The following is a 19838-nucleotide window of genomic DNA, read 5'->3' as shown; positions in this document are numbered from 1 at the left end:
TCAGGGCGCCCGCGTGATCGGGGCAGATGTCTTGTAACAGAGCCATTTCCCGCGATATCTTTGCCGCATTGCGCAAAGCGGGATTGATCTCTTCGGGGATGCCGGTCTGTTGCAATGGGCTGCCGATGTGCCGCAGCCCGGGGGCGGAGAGACAGCAAGGTGACGCATGCAACGACAGAAGCTGCCCTGGGGGCCGTGATCGAGAATATCGGCACGGCGCATTTCATAGAAGCGATGATCGACTATCTGCGGCAGCTGGCCGATTTCGGGGGGTGCTTCCTCGTGATGATCGAGGACAGCCGGCGCATTCATCACGTCTATGACAATGTCCGTAACGACCGGCGCATTCCGGTCATTGATCGTTATTTCGACGGTGCCTACCTGCTCGATCCGTTCTTTGTCTACTGCCAGGCGTTCTCGCCAACCGATGTTTTGCGGCTCGACGATGTCGCGCCCGACCGATTTCACCAGTCGACCTATTTCGAAACCTATTACAGCACGTTGCGGCTCAGCGATGAGCTGGCGATCTTTATCGACCTTGGTCAGCGGCGAAACCTGTTCTGGTCGCTCGGCCGCATGCTGGACGAACCGGTTTTCGACGCTGCAAACGTCGCGATCCTCAAACGCAACATGCCGGTTCTCAGGGCGCTCTGCCTCCGGCATTTCAGCCGGCAGCCGATATCGCCTTTCCCGTCACAGTCCGAAGCACCCGATATCGACGGCGCCATGACCGAATTTGCCGCCAATCTCACTGGCCGGGAACGGGAAATCGCTGCCCTTATTCTCAAGGGCCATTCCACCGGTTCGATTGCGCTCACGACCGGAATCACCGCCGGGACAGTGAAGATTCACCGCAAGAATCTCTACCGCAAACTGGGCATTTCCTCACAGGGCGAGCTCTATCACCTCTTTCTTCACAAGACGGCAAGGCTTATCCGCGGTGCCTGAACCAGTCTCTTTCGCCGTTTCTATCCCCTTGGGGATATTTACGGGCATCAGGCCGCGCGCCTAACCTTACTTCAGCATCGACCATCCGTTCAAGGATGGCGGGGAACGCGGGAACGGCCTTTTGCACGACAACGCACGCAAAGTCTCAGATCACGGCAAGGCCGGACCGGTTATTGCGGCCCGGGCATTGTTCAAGTCTTTCGGCGATTTCACCGCGCTGAAAGGGGTCGATATCGCCATTCGTGAGAATGAATTCTTCACCCTGCTCGGTCCCTCCGGCTGCGGCAAGACAACCCTGCTGCGCCTGATCGCCGGCTTTGAAATGCCCGATGACGGTCTCTTGTACCTCGATGGCGCGGAAATCTCCGGCCTGGCGCCGAACCGGCGACCGGTCAACACCGTGTTCCAGAACTATGCCCTGTTTCCGCATATGAGTGTTGCCGAAAATATCGGCTTCGGGCTTTCGATGCTTGGCCGCCCACGCAGCGAGATTGCCGATACGGTGACGAGGATGCTGAAGCTGGTGAAGATGGAGCATCTGGCGGGGCGCAGGCCCGCGGCGCTTTCGGGCGGTCAGCAGCAGCGCATTGCCTTGGCCCGGGCGCTGGCACCATCGCCGAAAGTGCTGTTGCTTGACGAGCCACTGTCCGCGCTTGACTACAAGCTGCGCAAGGAAATGCAAAGCGAGCTGAAGAAACTGCAGGAAGAAACCGGGATAACCTTCATTTTCGTCACCCATGACCAGGAAGAGGCGCTCGCCATGTCGGATCGCATCGCCGTCATGAATGCCGGAAAAATCCTGCAAACCGGCACGCCGGCCGAGATCTACGACGCGCCAGCTGACCGCTTCGTTGCCGATTTCATCGGTGAGAGCAACTTCCTCGACGCCACGGTCATCAGCACGAACGGACACCAGGCGATGCTGCGCATCAAAGGTGGCGGGCTCGTGAGCCTGTCCGTTTTCGGCGGGGTACAGCCTGGCAATCGGCTGACACTTGCAATCCGGCCCGAGCATGTCGTTTTGCGATCCGATCCAACGGAGGGCTCTTGGCCCGGCACGGTAAAGGATGTGACCTATTTCGGCGCCGGCTCGAATGTCACGGTCGGCCTCGACGGCGGTACGGTCATTACCGCCCGCCTGACAGGGCGACCGCCGGAAAATGGTGTGCCGGTGTTCGTCGGCCTGCCGGCCGATCACCTTCGGCACGTGCAGGATTAGGCCAGCCCAATGGAAAACGCACCGCTCCCCGTCACCACAGGAAGGCCACAGCGCCGCGAGGCGACAGGCCGCCGATGGCTGCTTCTTGCCCCGACCCTGACAATCATCGGTGTTGTCGGTCTGCTGCCGCTATCGATTGCCGTCATCTATTCCTGTCTTGCGCCGGGCAGCTATGGCGGTGTGGAATGGCGATTTTCCGGCGCAGCCTATGTCCAGTTCCTGTTTGAGCGGGACCTGTTCGACGACACACTGCGGTTCAACACAGCCTATCTGGCCATTTTTGCCCGTTCCATCGGCCTGGCGCTCATCGCCACGATCGGGGCACTGGCTTTCGGTTATCCGACCGCCTATTTCATCGCCACCCGACCCGAACGCCAGCGCAATGTGTGGCTGTTCCTGATTACGCTGCCCTTCTGGACCAACCTCCTGATCCGAACCTATGCGGTGCTGCTGATCCTCAGGGATGAGGGGCTGATCAATATCGCGCTCATGCGCACCGGTCTGATCGAAAGGCCGCTCGGTCTGCTTTATACCGACGGCGCCGTATTCGTCGGGCTGATCTACAGTTTCCTGCCCTTCATGGTCCTGCCGGTCTATGCCTCGCTGGAGAAGCTGGATTTTCGTATCGTCGAGGCGGCCTATGATCTTTATGCCAGCCGATTCCAGGTTCTCAGACGCATCATCCTGCCGCTCAGTCGCCCGGGGATCATCGCCGGCTGCACGCTGGTCTTTGTCCCCGCGCTCGGGGCCTATCTGACGCCGGAATTGCTCGGCGGCGGCAAGAAGCTGATGATCGGCAACCTGATCGCGCTGCAATTCGGCAGCGCCCGCAACTGGCCCTTTGGGGCCGCCGCGGCACTGATCCTGATGGCGCTTGTCATGCTGGCGCTGACACTGTCGGCGATGATCGCGCGCCGGGGGGCGGTTTCACGATGAGAGATCGCCCGCTTTTAGCACCAATGCTGCGCCGGCGTTTCGATCTTCGCCATCAGCCGGGTTTCTCGGCGATCGCCGCGTTCTGCATCGCCTTTCTCTACCTGCCCGTTATCATTCTCGTGCTGTTTTCGTTCAACGAAAACCGCTCGGTGGTCCGCTGGACCGGGTTCAGCCTGAAGTGGTATGCGCAGGCATTTCAAAACGAGGGCATACGCGATGCCGCTCTCGTCTCACTCACCGTTGCGCTTGTTGCAACCGCTGTCGCCACGACAGTAGCCACCATGGCAGCCCTGGCCGTCACCCGCAGGCAGGCCCTGCGCCATCAATGGCTGGTTCTGGCGGTGATCAATCAGCCGCTGGTCATTCCCGAAATTGTCACCGCCGTCGCGACGCTTTCCTTTTTCGCGATCATTCGCAGGTTCACCGGCATTCACGGCATCGGCTATCTGATTGCGGCCCACACCGTCTTTTGCATTCCCTTCGCCTTCATGACGATCCGGGCGCGGCTTGAGGACATGTCGCTGTCGCTCGAACAGGCTGCCGCCGATCTCTATGCCTCACCGTTTCAGGTGTTCCGCCGGATCACGCTGCCACTGATGATGCCGGGGATCATTTCGGGCGCAATGCTTGCCTTCGTTGTTTCGCTGGATGACGTGATCATCACCCTGATGGTGGCCGGGCCGGGCGAAACGACGCTGCCGCTTTACATTCTCGGCCAGATCCGCCGCGGGGTCACCCCGGAAATCAATGCCGTTTCAACCATTCTTCTCGTCTTGTCCGTGCTGCTGGTCGCGCTTCTGTCTCTGCTGACCCGCAGGCGCCGCTGAATTCATGTCCACCAGGGGAAAAAGGGGAACCAGAATGAAAACGCATATCCTTGCACTGAGCGCGGCCATGCTGGCCGCAAGTACCGCAACGGCCTTCGCGGAGGGAAAGCTCAACATCTACAACTGGGGCAATTACACCAGCCCGGAACTGATCGAAAAATTCGAAAAGACCTACGGGATCGACGTGACCATTGACGGTTACGATTCCAACGAGACCTTGCTCGCCAAGGTCCAGGAAGGCGGAACCGGTTATGACGTAGTCATGCCTGGGGATTACATGGTCAAGATCATGATCGAGCAGGGTCTTCTGGCGAAGATCGAGCCGGACCAGATGGAGAATTTCAACAACATGGTCCCGGAATGGGTCAATGTCTGGTGGGACGAGGGCCGTCACTATTCGGTTCCGTGGCAATGGGGCACGACCTCCTTTACCGTCGACGGCGAGGTCTATAAGGGCGATGTCAACACGCTTTCCCTGATGTTCGATCCGCCGCCGGAACTGGTCGGTCGCATCAACATGCTCAACGACATGAATGACGTGATCAATGCCGGGCTGCGCTACCTCGATTATCCGCGCTGCAACGACAATCCTGACCAGTTGCGGACGCTGACCGAGATGCTGGTCAAGGCGAAGGAAGGCTGGCGGACGATGGACTACGCCACGATCGAGAAGCTGACCTCAGGCGATGTCGATCTGTCGCAAAGTTGGAACGGGGCGGCCATGCGCGCGCGCAAACAGCGTCCGACGCTGGTCTATGCCTATCCGAAGGAAGGTTTCACCGGCTTCATGGACAATGTTGCCGTGCTGAAGGATGCGCCGAACATGGACAATGCCAAACTGTTCATCAACTTCATCATGGCGCCGGAAAACGCGGCGCTGATTTCCAATTTCGCCGGCTATGCCAATGGTATTGCCGGCAGTGAGAAATTCATGAATCCGGACATGATCGACGCGCCGGAGATCGTCATGCCGGAAGATGCGCCAACACCGGAATTCGTGCCGCCATGCTCCAAACAGGTGGTCGACTATTACAACAAGATCTGGACCCGGCTGAAACAATAATCGACCTGTGGCCGGCGGCAGCGGCCGGCCGGCCACATTTCCCGCATCGATCGTTCGCATTCCGTTTTATCCGAGGTAGGCATGACCGGCTTTATCCGACCGCGCGATTATCGCGAACTCGGCATTATGTGTGGCTTTCCACCGCCGCCGGAAAAGTGTCCGACGCTGAACAACTGGGATCTGCCGCCGTTCAATCGCTGGTCCTTCCAGAATATGCGCAGCCTCTTTCCAACCGTGGATGTCCGCCGTGGCACAGGCGTCGTGCCGGTTTCGGGCAAGAACGATCCGGCCGTTCTTGATCTGCGATTTGCGACACCAGAAGGCAAAGACAAGAGCGTCCGGCAATCGCTGCTGCAAACCTATACCGACGGATTTCTGATCCGCATCGGCGGAGACACGCTGCTGGAATTCTACGGCAATGCGATGACGCCTTACACACCGCATCTGGCGCAGTCGGTCTCGAAATCGCTGATCGGCACTTTGGCCGGGATCCTCGTCGGCGAAGGTTTGCTGGCGCTTGATGCCCCGCTTGTCCGTTACGTCCCGGAACTTGCGGGTTGCGGTTATGGCACGGCCAGGCTTGCCGATCTTCTCGACATGCGCTCAGGCGTGCGTTTCAGCGAGGATTACGGTCATCCGGCCTCCGACATGACCCGGCTGGATGTCGCCAGCGGCTGGCGACCGGCGACCGGCGAGCGGTGCACCATCCGTGATCTCATCCTCACCCTGCCGCAGGAACGGCCCCATGGTGGCGCCTTTTCCTATCGTTCGATTGAAACCGATGTCCTGGCCTGGGTGATCGAACGCGCCGCAGACCGTTCGCTGGCAGACCTCCTGTCGGAAAGGATTTGGAGGCGGATCGGGGCGGAGAACGACGCCTTCTTCACGGTCGACAGCGCCGGAACCGTGCTTGCCGACGGCGGCTTCTGCGCCACCTTGCGCGACTTTGCCCGCTTCGGCGAGATGATGCTCAACAATGGCCGTGTCGGCGATGACCAGGTGGTTCCCCCGGACTGGATCACGGCCATACGGCACGGCGATCCGCACGCCTTCGGCGCGCCTTACACCGATTTGTCGCCGGATGGCTGCTATTCACGCCAATGGTGGGTTCATGATGCACGCCGCGGCGACTATATGGCCCGCGGCGTGTTTGGCCAGCTCATCTATATTGATCCGGCCCGGGGCCTGCTCGCCGTCAAGCTTTCGAGCTGGCCGGACTATCTGATGCCCGGTTTTGTTCCCGAAACACTGGCGCTGATCAACGCGCTTGCAGCAGCAGGCGCCTGAGCGGCGCTCCCTTCTTGGCGCTATTCGGTCGTCTCCAGCAATGCGGCGACCTCTTCAGGGGCGTGGGTTTCAAAGAAGCGCAGCACAATGCGGTCAAGGGTAGCGTCATCAAAGGCAAAAGGTGCCTGATAGTGGTCGCTCACCGGAATGCCGGCATCCCGGCCGGTATCCAGCCCCCAGAACGATAGGTGAAGCGAAACCAGAGGAATCTTCCCCTCGCCCAGTCGCTTCCGGTCTGCAAAGAGAATCACACTTGCGCTCTGATCGTCCGCCACATGCAGAACCGCAGAGCATTGCCGGAACGGCCGGTCCGGCCTGGCGGAGATCCGCACGCGCTGGTCGACGCGCACATGTTCGAAATGAAGCGCACCATCGAGAAGATAGAAGCTGTAGCCGCCGTGACGGTCTCCGCTTGAAAGCAATACGCCGCCCTTGTCATCGGGACCGATCTCGCGACTAAATTGCGCGGTCATTTCCATCGACCGTTCCGTGGCAGTCACCATGCTGATTTGCGGTACGTGGCCCTTGCCGGGAAACAGGGTGATCTCTTCAGACGACATCAGCCCGTTCGGCTGTCTGAACTGCAGGATATCGACGATCGTGCGGTCATCGAGCGGCCAGACATCATTCCTGGATGCTTCCTGCTCCCAGGCGGCCTGCAACGCCGCCAGCCTCTCGGGTTCTTCTCCGGCCAGATCATGTGCCTCGGAAAAATCGGAGCGGGTGTCGTAGAGGCTCCAGCGGTCGGCCTCATAGTCATCGCCCTTTTCATGCGATGCGATCGCCTTCCAGCCATCGGCATAGATCGCCCGGCGTCCGAACATTTCCCAGTATTGCAGATCTCGTGTCGCTGTGCTTTCCCTGTCGTTGAAGGTCGGGCTGAAGCTCCTGCCGTCGAAATCGAGATCATCCGTATCACCTGAGAGCCCGAGCAGCGTTGGCGCGATATCGATGACATGCAGGAACTGGTCACGCACCTCGCCCGTCTGCGTGATGCCCTTCGGCCAGCTGACCACCATCGGCGAGCGCACGCCGCCGAGCTCGACAAATTGCTTGTATCGGCGGAACGGCGTGTTGCCGGCCATGGCCCATCCCTGCGGATAGTGCGCGGGACCGTTCGGACCGCCAATGCTGTCGAGCTTTTCCAGCATGTCAGCAACCGTTTCGGGCCGGCCCGAATAGGGCGCATTGGTATCGACCGCGCCATCGGCGCCGCCCTCGCGACTGGCGCCATTGTCGGACATCACGATGATGATGGTATCGTCGCGTAGCCCAAGCCGCTCCAGCTCGCTGACAACCCGGCCAAGATGCGAGTCCGCATGCTCAAGGAAGCCAGCATAGGCCGCCTGCAGGCGGGTATAGACCGTCTTCTGATCGTCGCTCAGACTATCCCACGCCGGCACCTCGGGATTGCGGGCGGCAAGCTCGGTGTTTTCCGGAACGATGCCGAGCGCCTTCTGGCGGGCAAGCCGGTCGGCGCGTGTCCTGTCCCAGCCCTTTTCAAAAACTGGAACGTAAGGGTCGATATAGCGCCGCTCGACCTGGATCGGGGCATGCGTGGCGCCGAAGGCAAGGTTGAGATAGAAGGGCGCGTCCTTCCTGAAACTGACATGGTCGCGCAGATACTGGATCGCCCGGTCGCAGAGATCCTCGGTCAGGTGATAGCCTGGCTTCAGATCGGGGTCCTGTGCATGATTGTCCTGGCAGATTTCCGGTGCGTAATGATCCGTGCATCCGCCGAGAAAGCCATAGTAGCGGTCAAAGCCGCGGTTGACCGGCCAGTTGGTGAACGGCCCGGCCGGTGTCATCTCATGGGCAGGCGTCAGGTGCCACTTGCCGGTCATATAGGTTCCATAGCCGCGTTCGCGCAAAAGCGTCGCCAGCAGCGGCGTATCCTCGGGAATGCAACCGCGACCGTTGGGAAAGCCGGTATCGGTATCGGCCAGGCAACGCATGCCGACCCGGTGATGGTTCCGTCCCGTCATCAGCGCGGCGCGGGTGGGTGAGCAGAGCGGCGTGACATGGAAGTTTGAATAACGCAGACCTTCCTCAGCCAGCCCATCGATCGTCGGCGTCCTGATTTCGGATCCGAAACAGCCGAAGTCAGACCAGCCGGTGTCATCAAGAATGACGGTGACGACGTTGGGATGCCTTTCCTGCCGGGTGTTTTCCGGCCACCACGGCTCTGATTTGTCGAATGTCCGGGCGAGTTTGCCCCTGAATTTGCTTGTCATGCAGGTCTCCGCAATGCATTTCTTGAAACCACAGACAATCGTCATCGGCCCTGTGTTCATCATTTCGGCAGACACCGGCTCAGGGCCAATTCAATCACGACCGCAAACAATTCCATTTGGTTATGGCTTTATGCTTGCCATGCCTTCGGTTCCAGGCTTTGCTGAAGCGCCATCTCCAGCCCTTGGAAGGAATTGCCCATGCCGCTTGAAGTGCCGAACCTGACGTTGCTGCGCCATTTCGTCGCCGTGGCTGAGGACCGCGGCATCACCAAAGCGGCCCGGCGCCTGAGAATTTCGCAGCCTGCCTTGTCGAAAAACATCCGAAAACTCGAGCAGCTGCTGGGCGTTCAGCTGTTTGAGCGCCATTCCGGCGGCGCAGAGCTGACCGAGGCCGGTCAGAGGTTTTTCCGCCATGCCCAGACCATCGGCGTCGAATATCAGCATGCGCTGCAGGAAATGCAGAACCTCCTGTCCGAGCATGCCGCGACCATTCGCATGGGGACCGGACCGGTCTGGACCTCGACGGTGATCCCCGAGGCATTGCCGCGGTACCACAAACGCTTTCCAAATCACCGGCTGCTGATCCAGACCGGTGCGGTTGATCAGATGATCGAGGATCTAAGGGTCGGTCGCATTGATATTTTCGCAGGTGCCCTGATCCGGCAGAACCAGCTTCCGGGCTTTGTCCGCCGGCCACTGGCAACGGCCGACCTCGCCATCATGTGTTCCCCCGATCATCCACTGATGAAATTGGAGCGGCCAGCCAGGCCTGAAGAGATCGCGCGCTATCCGTTTGTCTCATTCGTTGCGACCCGCGATGTCATCCAGATCCTCAGCGATGCAATGAAATCACTCGGCGCGCCGCCGCCGCGCTTTCTGGTCGAGACCAGTTCCATCTATGCCAGCGTCGAGCTCGCCAGAACCGGTGAGTACCTGTTTTTCGAATCGGCCATGATTGCCAGAAACCGGATCGGCCAAGGTCTCGTGCAACTGCCCTCGACATTGCCCGCCCGCAATTTCGATATGGGGTTCGTCTACCGCGCCGGCCTGGACAGTGTTTCATCTTACAGGGGCATTCTGAAAGCCATGGAGGATGTGCTTGCCGAACATGTTGCAACCATGACGCCGCCAGCATGAAGGACCTTTCTCCATAGCCAAGAATAATGGCCTCAGCTAAAAAAGATATGGGGGACACAGGCGGCCTTTCTCTAAGCTGATCTTAACAAGGCAGCTTCAAAAGGCGCCAAAACAAGGGGAACTGAACATGCTCAATCGTCGCGATCTGATGGCGGCGGCGGCTCTGCTGTCGCTTGCCGCACTGCCAACCGCCGCCAGCGCTCAGGACAAGGCCGTGCGGCTCCAGCTCGCCTGGCTGCCGAATGCGAGCAATGCAGGTGAATTCGTCGCCCTCAGCAAGGGATATTTCGCGGACGAAGGTCTGAAGGTCGAAATCCTGCCGGGCGGGCCGAGCACCAATTCCGTTCAGGAGGTCCTTGGCGGCGTGGCAGAAATAGCCGAAGCCTATGCACCGCAGATCATGTATGCCGCGGACAAGGGACTGCCGGTCAAATCCTTTGCCGCCACATTCCAGGTTGCCCCGCTGACCTTCTATTCTCTGGCCGAAAGCAATATCACGAGCATTGAAGACTGGAAGGGCAAGCGGATCGGCGCCGCCCAGAGCGCCCTGCCGCAGATTAACGCCATCCTGCACCATCACGGCATGTCGACGGATGATATCACCTTTGTCCAGGCCCAGCTGCCCGCCCTTCTGCAGGGACAGGTGGACGCGGTCGCGCAATGGCCAACAAATGTCGCCGCGCTCGCGCCCCTCACCAGCCGGCCCGGCGGCTATAATACCCAGAGCGTCTGGGACAACGGCCTGCAATTCCAGTCCAACTACCTGATCGTCACAACGGCGACGCTCAAGAGCGATCCTCAGATGCTGGCAGCCTTCCTTGCGGCCCTCGACAAGGGCTGGAACTATGCCGCCGATCATCCCGAGGAAGCCATCGACATCGTCACCACGATGGTCGACGGACTCAATGCGGATCAGGAACTTGCATCGCTGAAGGCAACGCTTGATGGCGGGTACATCTATAACGACGACACGCAGCAATTCGGCTTCGGCAATGTCAGTGCTAAGCGCTGGCAAGAGACACTCGACCTTTATGCCGCAATCGGAGAGATTGGTAGCCAGATCACGGCGGATGACGTTTTCGATCCGACCATTCTTAATGCCGCCGGGCGAACCAAGAGATAAGCAATGCCTCGGACCGCAACGCCACAAAGCCTGTCCCCATCCCCCGCAAAGCTGGCAATAGAGATCAGCGATCTTTCCGTCAGTTTCGGCGAGAAAGAAAAGACGGTCAGGGCCATTGACCGTATTTCTCTGGATATCAGGGAAGGCGAATTCCTGACACTGATCGGCCATTCAGGCTGCGGCAAGTCCACGCTGCTGCGCGCAATTGCCGATATCATCCAGCCGTCCGAGGGGCGCGTGCGGGTTCTGGGCGATCATCCGTCGGTTGCCCGCAAGGCCCGCGACTTCAGCATGGTGTTCCAGCAGCCAGCCCTGATGCCCTGGGCCACCGTGCTGGAAAATGTCACCCTGCCCTTCAGGGTCGGCGGCGGCAGAAATGCCGGCAGGCATGCCATGGAGCCGATGGAAGCCCTGCGGCTGGTGGAGCTCGAGGCATTCCGCGATGCCAGGCCAGCGGAACTTTCAGGCGGCATGCGCCAGCGTGTGTCGATTGCACGTGCTCTGGTCACCAGGCCGCGCATCCTGCTGATGGACGAACCGTTCAGTGCGCTCGACGAGCTTGTCCGGGACATGCTGAACATCGAATTGCGCAAGATCTGGAAACAGAGCGGCGTGACGATCGTCTTCGTCACCCACTCGTTGCAGGAGGCGGCGTTTCTCTCGGAACGCGTTGTCGCCATGGGCCGGCGGCCATCACGCATTGCCGGCATCGTCGATATCGACCTCGGCGCTGAACGCGACCTCAAGCTGAAAGATGAGCCCGCACTGGTTGGCTATGTTGCCAGACTGCGCGCATTGCTGGATGAAGGCTGAAGATCATGCAAGACGTTGACACCAATGCAGTCACCGGGGCCATGGAGATGAAAACCGCAGCCTTCTCGCTTGCATTCCTGAAACCCTATCGCTCCGTCTTCATGGGTGCGCTCGGTTTCGCGCTGTTGCTCGGACTGTGGCAGCTGGCGATCGATCTGTTTTCGATCCCGATCTATCTTGTGCCCGCGCCAAGTGACGTGGCGACCGCGGTTTTCCAGTCATACCGTCTGCTGGCTGCAAATGCGGTTCCGACCGTGAGCGAGGCCTTTCTCGGATTTGTGCTTGGCAATGTCATTGCAATCCTTGTTGCCGCCGCCTTCGTCTATGCCCGAATAATCGAGGAAATGTTCTATCCCGTCGCCATTCTGATCAAGACAATCCCGATCGTTGCAATCGCGCCGGTGCTGAAGATCATGCTCGGAAACGGTCTCGAGCCAAAGGTCGTTGTGGCTGCGCTGATCTGTTTCTTTCCGACGCTGGTCAATGCCGTGCGCGGTTTCCGGGCCGTCGATCCGCAGCTGCTTGAACTGATGCATGTTCTGTCAGCCTCGAAAGGCGAGACGTTTCTGCGCGTGCGCATCCAGAGCGCCCTGCCCTATATTTTCTCAGCGCTGAAGATTTCGGTGACGATGTGCGTGCTTGGCGCCATTGTCGGCGAATGGATCGGCGCCAATCACGGCATTGGCTACCTGCTCATCCAGAGCATGTATGAGTTCGATACGCCCCGTCTGTTTGCCAGCATCCTGACAGCCTCGGCAATTGCAATCGTCGGTTTCGCGCTGGTTTCGATTGCCGAAAAGTGGAGCATCCGCTGGGATCCGGGCCTCACCGCCTGACGGCGCCGGCTCGGGCCGGGAGGGCCGGCCCTCTTCAAGAGCGGTTATCAGTATTTCGAAAGACGTATCAACCAGAAAACGTGATCCGTTGAGCTGCAAATCAAAAATCGCAGCAAGGATTCGCCAATGAAAGCGCCGATCGGAGAACCATCCACGAGAGCGCCAGGAGCTCACGCATCCGTTGCCGACATGCAGCTCCCACGCGTTGAGATGACACTGCGGGGTCAGCAGGCGCAAAGCGCTCGGCTACGCGCTCCACAACCCGATGGCGGGCCCGGCGCGAAACGGCAGGGTCTGGATGATGCGGCCGGGGCAGAGCAGAGCATGCCTCTGCCGGAAGAGGCTAATGGCACAGCCGGAAACGCGCCGTCGTCCTATCCGTCGCTACAGATCCTGTTATCGGACAGGCCCGAGCTGTTTCTGAAACCCGGGCGGCTTGATTTCGAGGATATCAGAAACCTCTGGTGCCTCAATACGGAATCCAAATTGCGCTATGGTCGAAGCCTGCTCGCCCAGGCGGCACCCATGTACAGACGGGAGATCGCAGCGAATTGGGAGGCTGTCACCGGCGATGCGCAGGAATTCATGCGCTTTTTCGAGGAGATCAATGCCCTCGAGGCCCCGACAGATGATATGCGGTCACGCGTCCTCCATGGCCTCGCCCACTGGCTTCCGAAACTTGGACACGAAAAGATGAGCGTTGCCGGGCTCTTCGGTAGTCGCGATATCGGACTGCCAAAAGCGCTAAAGCTGGAGCTGCTGGGCACTGTCGATCTCGCCAGTCTGCGCGATGCGGACAAGCAGGCAGTGCTTGGCATGGCGGTACAGGGCATCCGGGAAATGCTCCAGATGCATCCCGATCTCAGGCTGCACCCCGCAGTTAACGCGACACTCAACCGGCTGTGCCAGCAGATTGGCTCTGTTCCGGGCGAAGAGACCATCATTGCCGATGGTATACATGGCCTGTGCTCTCTGATGGCTTCCGCTTATTCCGATCCGGAAAATGATGATATCCCGCTCGCTCTGTACTCTGAGCTCATGGATGCCTGGCTCCAGGTGAACACTCAACAACCGGCAGCGCAGGTGCCCACTTTTGCCGCGATGCTGGCAGACATTCGCCGCTGGCCTGAAGACAAGCGCGCCAAGATCTATAATAAAGGTGTTGTCTGGGGGATCAGTGAAAACGAAGGCGGCTTCGAGGATGAAGCAAGAATGCTCCTGCGCGACATTCACGCCATGCAGAATGAGGCCGCATGGAAAGAGGCTGCCGCCAGCTTTGTCACCATGATCGTCGAAAGGAACACAGCCGATGACTTTGCCGATGAGAACATGATGCGCAGTCTCGTGCGCATCTTCGCCGAGGAAAGCCTCAAGACGGCCCCCGAACAAAGCGAGCGCGCATTCTCCGTCTTGCTGGATGAGCTTGACAGTCGAACGCAGGTCGACCTGGACGACTGTGACGAAATGGAAGATTACGTCCGCGATTTTGACGATTCTGAAGACGCTGGCAACGATCCGGAGCCGTTCATCTTCAGACCTGTTCTGTCTGACATGCTGACAGACCTCGTCACGGCAGTGGAGGAGGCTCCCGTCAGCGCTGCAACCCTGAACCGGATCGCCGACTTTTTACCTGTCACTGATAAAGGCGTCGACAAGCTTCTCTCGAGAAACGCCTTTGATGGCCTTGTCAGTGCTGCCGGCCGGCGGGCCAGTGGTGGTGGCGACGCTGATGTGACAGCCTTGTTTCACAAGCTGTTTTCCATGGTTCCGGCACGCGAGCGGGCATTCCCGGCAAGTTTCGAGCGCCTGTTTGACAGCATCATGGGGCATATCGGCCGGACCCCATCTGCGCAGCAGCAGGCACTGCTTCAGGTGCTGGATCGCGCCCTTGCGACGGCACGGCAGAAGATTGCAGCGCAGCTGCAGGCGACTGACAAGCAGACATAGGCGGACCGTCGGCCTTTGTCCGGACGCTGACCGCTATTGCGTCAAAGAAGTCTGAAACGTACCGGTATCGAGGAAACGGTTGAGCTGGTCGATATAGGGCTGCAGCTGGAACCCCTTTTCCTTCAGCCAGTCGGCATTATAGTAGGTGTCATGATAACGCGCACCGCTGTCGCAAATCAGCGTCACCAGCGAGCCCTTGCGCTTTTCCCGCTTCATCTGGGCGGCAATCTCGCACAGGCAATAGAAGTTGGTGCCGGTTGAGCCGCCGACCTGACGGAAAATCCGATCGGAGAGCACATACATTGCGGCCAGCGATGCCGCGTCGGGAATACGCATCATGTGATCGATGACCGTGGGCAGGAATGAAGGCTCGACCCGCGGGCGGCCAATGCCCTCGATCCGGGATCCCTTGTCGCTGACCAGTGTCCGGTCCCCGCTCCTGTAGCTGTCGAAAAACACCGAATTTTCGACATCGGCAACGCATAGTCGCGTGGAGAGACTGCGGTAACGGATATAGCGCCCGATCGTCGCCGATGTTCCGCCCGTACCCGCACTCATGACCACCCATTCGGGGGTCGGGTCCGGCTCTTTCTCCATCTGGGCAAAAATGCTTTCGGCCACATTGTTGTTGCCGCGCCAGTCCGTCGCCCGTTCGGCATTGGTAAACTGGTCTAGGTAATGGCCGTGGGTTTCGTCGGCGATCTGCTGCGCCGCCTGGTAGACCTGATCGGAGCGATCGACGAAATGGCAGCGACCGCCGAAACGTTTGATGGCTTCGATCTTCTGCGGCGACGTCGTCTTCGGCATGACCGCGATGAAGGGCAGACCGAGAATCCTGGCGAAATAGGCCTCCGAAACGGCTGTCGAACCCGATGATGCCTCGACCAGCGTCGTACCTTGAAGAATATAGCCGTTGCAGATGCCGTAGAGAATGAGCGAGCGCGCAAGCCTGTGCTTCAGGCTGCCGGTCGGATGCGTGCTCTCGTCCTTGAGATAGATGGAAATGTCCTGAAGCCCCGGAAACACGGGCTTGATCAGATGCGTATCGGCCGAGCGCCTTGCATCCCCCTGCAAAAGCCCGATCGCCTGGCGTGCCCAGCTGCGCTCCGCGCAGTCGGGCAGATCAAGAGACAGGATATCGTTCGAGGGCATGGTCATTTCATCATTCCTTCACCTTGAATTTTGCGCACGGGCCCTGCGCCGCCACCTGCGTCCGCATCAAACACCCCGGGAATGGCTCGGGGCGATCTTCGATGCATAACACAGGCACGGATTCTATCTTTGCCTATTCTAGCGCATCGGCTCGAAAATCGGAATCGATTTTCGAAAAGAACGATGCGTAGATTCAATAAGATAGCGCCTCATTCTGCGTCCAAAAGGATGCACTGCGCTCCAGCGTAAAAGTGGGATATTTCATCACAGCAACATCATTGCGTCCCCGACCGGTCCGAGCCGGTCCGGCAGCTTGCAGACGCCGTTTTCAGGCTGGTTGTCGTGGATGGGGCTCACCAACGCGCTGTTTCTGGAGATTGTCGGCGGGCTTTTAGGTGATGATCGGTTTCGGCAGACCGGGGCCGGCGCCGCATGTTCTGCGGCGCCATGGGCGACATTTACCAGCGGCTCAGGCCGAGCAGCTTTTCACCGAGCGGCGTCAGCCTGGCCGTCTCGCCATTGTGCCTTTCCCATTCGCGTGGATCGCCGGGAAAGGCATCGCGCTGCGGGTGATCGCGTTCCGTCCAGAGCCGGATCCGCTCCTGCCGCTCCGCCTCGTCGTCAAATGCCGCCGGATGCATGGAGACATATTGCGCCATCCGCACCCGGTTGTCGGAATGGTTGGGGCGAACGCCGTGCGCCAGCAGCGCGTTGAAGATCATCAGATCGCCGGGTTCCATGTCGATGTTGACGACGGACATGCCGGTCATGTCAGGATGCATGGGGTCGCGGTCTTCCGGCTGGGTCTTCACCCAATCATCGAAATGCTCGAAGAGATAGGGCACGCACTGGAAGCCGCCGACATCGCCATCCTGCTTCTGCAGGCTGAGAACGCCCTGCACGCCGATCGGCAATGGCCGGATCGAGGTGTCCACATCCCAGTGGATGAAACCGTTGGGATTGCCCTTCACCTTCTTCGGCGGGTTGAGGTTGGCGCGGTCGATGGTGACCCACAGATCCTCCCGGTCCCAGATGTCGACAAAGGCGTCATAGAGGCGCTGCTCCATGCGGTTATCCCAGAGATACTGATGATTGTAGATTTCCAGCATCCCGGTATTGTTGAGTTCCTGCATCTTGTGCTCGCGCCGCTGTGGCGCATACCAGGTGGAGGGATCGTTCGGGTTCTTTTCATCAAACGTCCAGAGGAGATCGACAAGTCGCTCCACATTGGCCGCAGGCACCGCCTGCCGGACAATGACGTAGCCCTTCGTCGTCCAGTGCTCCCAGTCTGCCTCCGACAGAACGCGCAGCGGCATTGTCTTCTTGAGGTCCTTGAGCTGCGTTGTCGCGGCGGTGGTCGGATGGCTGTTGCGCGTGTTGGTTGCTCTCGCTTGCATATCGTCTTCCTATCATGGTCTCACTGAGCATCAGGCGATGAGAGAAAGCTACGTTATTCCGGAAAGGCGTGTTGTCCGCAGACGCACAGAACTGATACTATTCTGGCGTAAAATCCAGAGAGGACGCGGAATGAGGTCACTTTTCGAACATCTGCCGCCGGCGCCGGACTCCTCCTGGAGGATGCTCAACCGACGTCTCAACGATACTATTCCGTTCGAGTGGCATCACCATCCCGAGTTCGAACTGACGCTGACGCTCAATTCCCGCGGCCAGCGATTTGTGGGCAACCATGTCGCCGACTATGATCATGGCGATCTCGTCCTGATCGGTCCCAATCTGCCGCATACATGGGCCTCGCGTGACAAGCGCGATCCGCTGCAGCCGCATGTGGCGCTGGTTTTCTGGTTCAGGAAGGAATGGATCGAGGGGTTGGCTAAGGGCGCGGTGGAACTGGCGCCGGTCAGACGCCTGATCCGCAGCGCCGCCACCGGGCTGGCCTTTGACGCTCAGCTGGGCCGCTTGCTGGCGGCGGACTTCGAAGCAATGTTTTCCCTCCCACCGGCAAGGCGGCTGACCGGACTTTTGAATATCCTGACGACGCTTTCGGAAGACAAGAGTGGTCAGCCGCTTTCGACCGTCGTGCCGCAGGGCATCGAAGGTGACCATGCGCGCATTGATCGCGTGCTCATCTATCTTTATCACCACTACCACAAGCCCATGCGCATCGGGCAGATCGCTGAGATCGCAGCGCTCAGCGAATCCGGACTGCACCGGATGTTCAAGAAACATACGCAGCTCAGCATCTCCGATTATCTCATCGGTTTGCGGGTCGGTGAAGCCTGCGCCCGGCTCTCCCGCACCACCCAGCCAATCAGGCATATTGCCGCCGATGTCGGCTACAATTCGCTTGCCAACTTCAACCGTCAGTTCCTGCGCCTGCGCGGAATGACGCCCCGTGATTACCGGGCGTCGTTTCAGCACCGGTAGAGAACGTCACCACGGGCGCACTGCACGCGCGTCAACGCCGTTCTGCGACCCGCCTCAATAGAGTATCGAGGGTAGCCAGAGTGCGATCTGGGGAAACAGGAACAGCAGAATGATCAGCGCGAAGGGTGCGATCAGGAAGGGCAGAATGCCCTTGTAAAGCTGCTGGATCCCGACATCGGGCAATTGCGCCTGGATGACGAACAGGTTCATGCCGACGGGGGGATGGATCAGACCAAGCTCGACGACGATCACGACAATGATGGCGAACCAGAGCGGACTATAACCATAGCCGACCACCACCGGCAGGAACACCGGAACCGTAATCAGCACCATGCCGATGCCTTCGAGAAAGCAGCCCAGCACGATATAGATGATGACGATCGAGATCATCACCGCCAGCGGCGGCATGCCGGCCGCGTGGGCAGCGGAGAGCAGCAGGTTCGGCAATTGGGTCTGGACGACGAAATTGGAAAACAGATTGGCGCCGATGATGATCATGAACAGCACGCAGCTGGTGGTGACGCTGGTTTTGAAACAGTGCAACAGCCGGTCGAAACTCAGGCGGCGGCCGATAAAGCCGAGCATGATGGCGCCGAATGCCCCGATCGCCGCCGCCTCGTTCGGGCTGAAGACACCGGCATAGATGCCGCCGATGGTGACGACGAACAGCACGATGAACTGCCAGGGCTCGCTCAACGCCCGCAGCCGTTCCATCAGGCTGGCGGGCGGATCGGCGGGCGCCTTTGCCGGATCGCGCCGGGCAATCCACAGCGCGATGATCATGTAAAGCGCCAGCAGCACCAGACCGGGAATGAAGGCGGCGGCAAACAGCCGCTGCACCGATTGTTCGGCGATCGCACCATAGATGACGAGGATGATCGAGGGCGGGATCAGAATGCCGAGACTGCCGCCAGCGGCAACGGAGGCGGCGGCAAAGCCGTCCTGATAATCGGCCCGGCGCATTTCCGGAATGGCGATCCGTGTCATAGTCGCAGCGGTTGCCACGGATGAGCCGCAGACCGCGCCGAAAGCGCCCGATGCGGCGATGGTGGCGATGGAGAGCCCGCCGCGCATGCCCGACAGGATGACGCGCGCGGCCCTGAACAGCTCGGCCGACAGTCTGGAGCCCGAGGCGACATCGCCCATCAGCACGAACAGCGGAATGACCGACAGGCCGTAATTGCTGGCCGTATCAAAGGCGGTTGTGCCGGTCACCGTCTGGGTGACGGAAAGCCCGTTGAGAGCGGTGTTGCCGACAATGCCGCAAATGCCGAGCGCGATCCAGATCGGCACGCGGGCAAAGAGCTGGAAGAACAGCAATGCGATCAGGCAAAGTCCGATGGCTGGAGCGCTCATTTGGCCTGCACTCCCCTGTCGCCGTCCTGCAGCCGATCGGCAAACAGGGTCTCGTAGACGATCTTGGCGGCGGCCAGAAGCGCAGCCCCCATGCCGATATAAGTCATGACCCAGACGATGAAGACGGGGAAATGCAGTTCAGGCTTGATGTCGCCATAGAGATGGGCCTCCAGCATCGGCACCCACATGGTCCAGAGCATGAAGGCAATCATTGCGAGCGCGAGGCCAGCGGCAATGGCGATCAGGATGCGCTGGACAGGTTTTGAGACAAACCCGTCAATCAGGTCGATGACGATCTCGCTGCGGCTGTTGATCACCGATGGCAGGCCGAAAAACACCATCACCGGCAGCAGGATCTGGACGAGATCATAGACACCGCGGATCGGCGCATTGAAGCAGTAGCGCATGAAGACATCGGCCACGACGGAAAGCATGATCGCGGCAAGGGCGGCCATCGCCACCAGAAAGAACAGGTCGAACAACCTGTCCAGAATGCGTAAAATCCGTATTTCCATTCTCCTGCGGACCTCCCATCCGGCATTCAAAGGATATTGCGGCGTGACGTTCCGGCGTCT

General features: G+C 59.6%; 17 protein-coding genes. 12 read left to right on the top strand and 5 right to left on the bottom strand.

Annotated elements, in window-relative coordinates:
* The first annotated feature begins 159 nt into the window (after positions 1-159).
* The 6 genes from HCK86_RS24300 (at position 160) to HCK86_RS11800 (ending at position 6280) form a co-directional block, all read left to right on the top strand.
* Positions 160-948, top strand: a complete 789-nt coding sequence (locus tag HCK86_RS24300; RefSeq protein ID WP_176084674.1) for a helix-turn-helix transcriptional regulator — start codon at positions 160-162, stop codon at positions 946-948.
* A gap of 172 nt (positions 949-1120) precedes the next feature.
* Positions 1121-2167, top strand: a complete 1047-nt coding sequence (locus tag HCK86_RS11820; RefSeq protein ID WP_176084835.1) for an ABC transporter ATP-binding protein — start codon at positions 1121-1123, stop codon at positions 2165-2167.
* Positions 2168-2176: 9 nt separating this feature from the next.
* Positions 2177-3103: an ABC transporter permease gene (locus HCK86_RS11815; protein WP_176084673.1), complete on the top strand. Its 927-nt coding sequence runs from the start codon at positions 2177-2179 to the stop codon at positions 3101-3103.
* Positions 3104-3129: 26 nt separating this feature from the next.
* Positions 3130-3930 carry an ABC transporter permease gene (locus tag HCK86_RS11810; RefSeq protein ID WP_176084834.1) on the top strand — a complete coding sequence of 267 codons (801 nt, stop codon included), beginning with the start codon at positions 3130-3132 and terminating at the stop codon, positions 3928-3930.
* A gap of 34 nt (positions 3931-3964) precedes the next feature.
* Complete coding sequence (locus HCK86_RS11805) at positions 3965-4993, top strand: extracellular solute-binding protein (protein WP_176084672.1); 1029 nt, start codon at positions 3965-3967, stop codon at positions 4991-4993.
* Positions 4994-5074: 81 nt separating this feature from the next.
* Positions 5075-6280 (top strand): serine hydrolase, encoded by a 1206-nt coding sequence (locus HCK86_RS11800; protein ID WP_176084671.1) that lies wholly within the window; start codon positions 5075-5077, stop codon positions 6278-6280.
* Positions 6281-6300: 20 nt separating this feature from the next.
* Here HCK86_RS11800 and HCK86_RS11795 read toward each other — a convergent pair whose 3' ends face one another.
* Complete coding sequence (locus HCK86_RS11795; RefSeq protein ID WP_176084670.1) at positions 6301-8514, bottom strand: arylsulfatase; 2214 nt, start codon at positions 8512-8514, stop codon at positions 6301-6303.
* 198 nt (positions 8515-8712) lie between these two features.
* Between HCK86_RS11795 and HCK86_RS11790 the strand changes: the two genes are divergently transcribed.
* The 5 genes from HCK86_RS11790 to HCK86_RS11770 all read left to right on the top strand — a co-directional run bounded on the left by HCK86_RS11790 (position 8713) and on the right by HCK86_RS11770 (position 14370).
* Positions 8713-9651, top strand: a complete 939-nt coding sequence (locus HCK86_RS11790; protein ID WP_176084669.1) for a LysR family transcriptional regulator — start codon at positions 8713-8715, stop codon at positions 9649-9651.
* Between the two features lie 127 nt (positions 9652-9778).
* On the top strand, positions 9779-10774 hold the full coding sequence (locus HCK86_RS11785) for an ABC transporter substrate-binding protein (protein WP_176084668.1): 996 nt from the start codon (positions 9779-9781) through the stop codon (positions 10772-10774).
* Between the two features lie 3 nt (positions 10775-10777).
* Positions 10778-11587 (top strand): ABC transporter ATP-binding protein, encoded by an 810-nt coding sequence (locus HCK86_RS11780; RefSeq protein WP_176084667.1) that lies wholly within the window; start codon positions 10778-10780, stop codon positions 11585-11587.
* Positions 11588-11592: 5 nt separating this feature from the next.
* Positions 11593-12423 (top strand): ABC transporter permease, encoded by an 831-nt coding sequence (locus HCK86_RS11775; RefSeq protein ID WP_246739563.1) that lies wholly within the window; start codon positions 11593-11595, stop codon positions 12421-12423.
* 324 nt (positions 12424-12747) lie between these two features.
* On the top strand, positions 12748-14370 hold the full coding sequence (locus HCK86_RS11770; RefSeq protein WP_176084666.1) for a hypothetical protein: 1623 nt from the start codon (positions 12748-12750) through the stop codon (positions 14368-14370).
* A gap of 33 nt (positions 14371-14403) precedes the next feature.
* Here HCK86_RS11770 and HCK86_RS11765 read toward each other — a convergent pair whose 3' ends face one another.
* Together HCK86_RS11765 and HCK86_RS11760 are read right to left on the bottom strand one after the other, a co-directional pair.
* A complete protein-coding gene (locus HCK86_RS11765) occupies positions 14404-15528 on the bottom strand; it encodes a PLP-dependent cysteine synthase family protein (RefSeq protein WP_281409601.1) in 1125 nt (374 codons plus the stop codon).
* 452 nt (positions 15529-15980) lie between these two features.
* Positions 15981-16919, bottom strand: coding sequence for a phytanoyl-CoA dioxygenase family protein (locus HCK86_RS11760; RefSeq protein ID WP_176084665.1), 939 nt, complete (start codon positions 16917-16919; stop codon positions 15981-15983).
* Between the two features lie 130 nt (positions 16920-17049).
* Here HCK86_RS11760 and HCK86_RS11755 point away from each other — a divergent pair, with 130 nt between their 5' ends.
* Positions 17050-17907, top strand: coding sequence for an AraC family transcriptional regulator (locus tag HCK86_RS11755; protein WP_176084664.1), 858 nt, complete (start codon positions 17050-17052; stop codon positions 17905-17907).
* Positions 17908-17961: 54 nt separating this feature from the next.
* Here HCK86_RS11755 and HCK86_RS11750 read toward each other — a convergent pair whose 3' ends face one another.
* Both HCK86_RS11750 and HCK86_RS11745 read right to left on the bottom strand, forming a co-directional pair.
* A complete protein-coding gene (locus HCK86_RS11750) occupies positions 17962-19263 on the bottom strand; it encodes a TRAP transporter large permease (protein ID WP_176084663.1) in 1302 nt (433 codons plus the stop codon).
* Positions 19260-19778 (bottom strand): TRAP transporter small permease, encoded by a 519-nt coding sequence (locus HCK86_RS11745; protein WP_176084662.1) that lies wholly within the window; start codon positions 19776-19778, stop codon positions 19260-19262. Before HCK86_RS11745 ends, HCK86_RS11750 begins: the two co-directional genes overlap by 4 nt.
* Positions 19779-19838 lie beyond the last annotated feature (60 nt).

Origin of the sequence: Martelella sp. HB161492 (assembly GCF_013184775.1) — a bacterium.
Taxonomy (GTDB): Bacteria; Pseudomonadota; Alphaproteobacteria; order Rhizobiales; family Rhizobiaceae; genus Martelella.
The sequence above is the reverse complement of the archived record's forward strand: the minus strand, read 5'-3'. Positions and strand labels throughout refer to the sequence as shown.

Bases quoted from the DNA above. Each gene is read 5' to 3' on its own strand.
- HCK86_RS11815 (WP_176084673.1), top strand. From the start codon at position 2,177: ATGGAAAACGCACCGCTCCCCGTCACCACAGGAAGGCCACAGCGCCGC.
- HCK86_RS11805 (WP_176084672.1), top strand. From the start codon at position 3,965: ATGAAAACGCATATCCTTGCACTGAGCGCGGCCATGCTGGCCGCAAGT.
- HCK86_RS11800 (WP_176084671.1), top strand. From the start codon at position 5,075: ATGACCGGCTTTATCCGACCGCGCGATTATCGCGAACTCGGCATTATG.
- HCK86_RS11795 (WP_176084670.1), bottom strand. From the start codon at position 8,514: ATGACAAGCAAATTCAGGGGCAAACTCGCCCGGACATTCGACAAATCA.
- HCK86_RS11790 (WP_176084669.1), top strand. From the start codon at position 8,713: ATGCCGCTTGAAGTGCCGAACCTGACGTTGCTGCGCCATTTCGTCGCC.
- HCK86_RS11785 (WP_176084668.1), top strand. From the start codon at position 9,779: ATGCTCAATCGTCGCGATCTGATGGCGGCGGCGGCTCTGCTGTCGCTT.
- HCK86_RS11780 (WP_176084667.1), top strand. From the start codon at position 10,778: ATGCCTCGGACCGCAACGCCACAAAGCCTGTCCCCATCCCCCGCAAAG.
- HCK86_RS11775 (WP_246739563.1), top strand. From the start codon at position 11,593: ATGCAAGACGTTGACACCAATGCAGTCACCGGGGCCATGGAGATGAAA.
- HCK86_RS11770 (WP_176084666.1), top strand. From the start codon at position 12,748: ATGCCTCTGCCGGAAGAGGCTAATGGCACAGCCGGAAACGCGCCGTCG.
- HCK86_RS11765 (WP_281409601.1), bottom strand. From the start codon at position 15,528: ATGACCATGCCCTCGAACGATATCCTGTCTCTTGATCTGCCCGACTGC.
- HCK86_RS11760 (WP_176084665.1), bottom strand. From the start codon at position 16,919: ATGCAAGCGAGAGCAACCAACACGCGCAACAGCCATCCGACCACCGCC.
- HCK86_RS11755 (WP_176084664.1), top strand. From the start codon at position 17,050: ATGAGGTCACTTTTCGAACATCTGCCGCCGGCGCCGGACTCCTCCTGG.
- HCK86_RS11750 (WP_176084663.1), bottom strand. From the start codon at position 19,263: ATGAGCGCTCCAGCCATCGGACTTTGCCTGATCGCATTGCTGTTCTTC.
- HCK86_RS11745 (WP_176084662.1), bottom strand. From the start codon at position 19,778: ATGGAAATACGGATTTTACGCATTCTGGACAGGTTGTTCGACCTGTTC.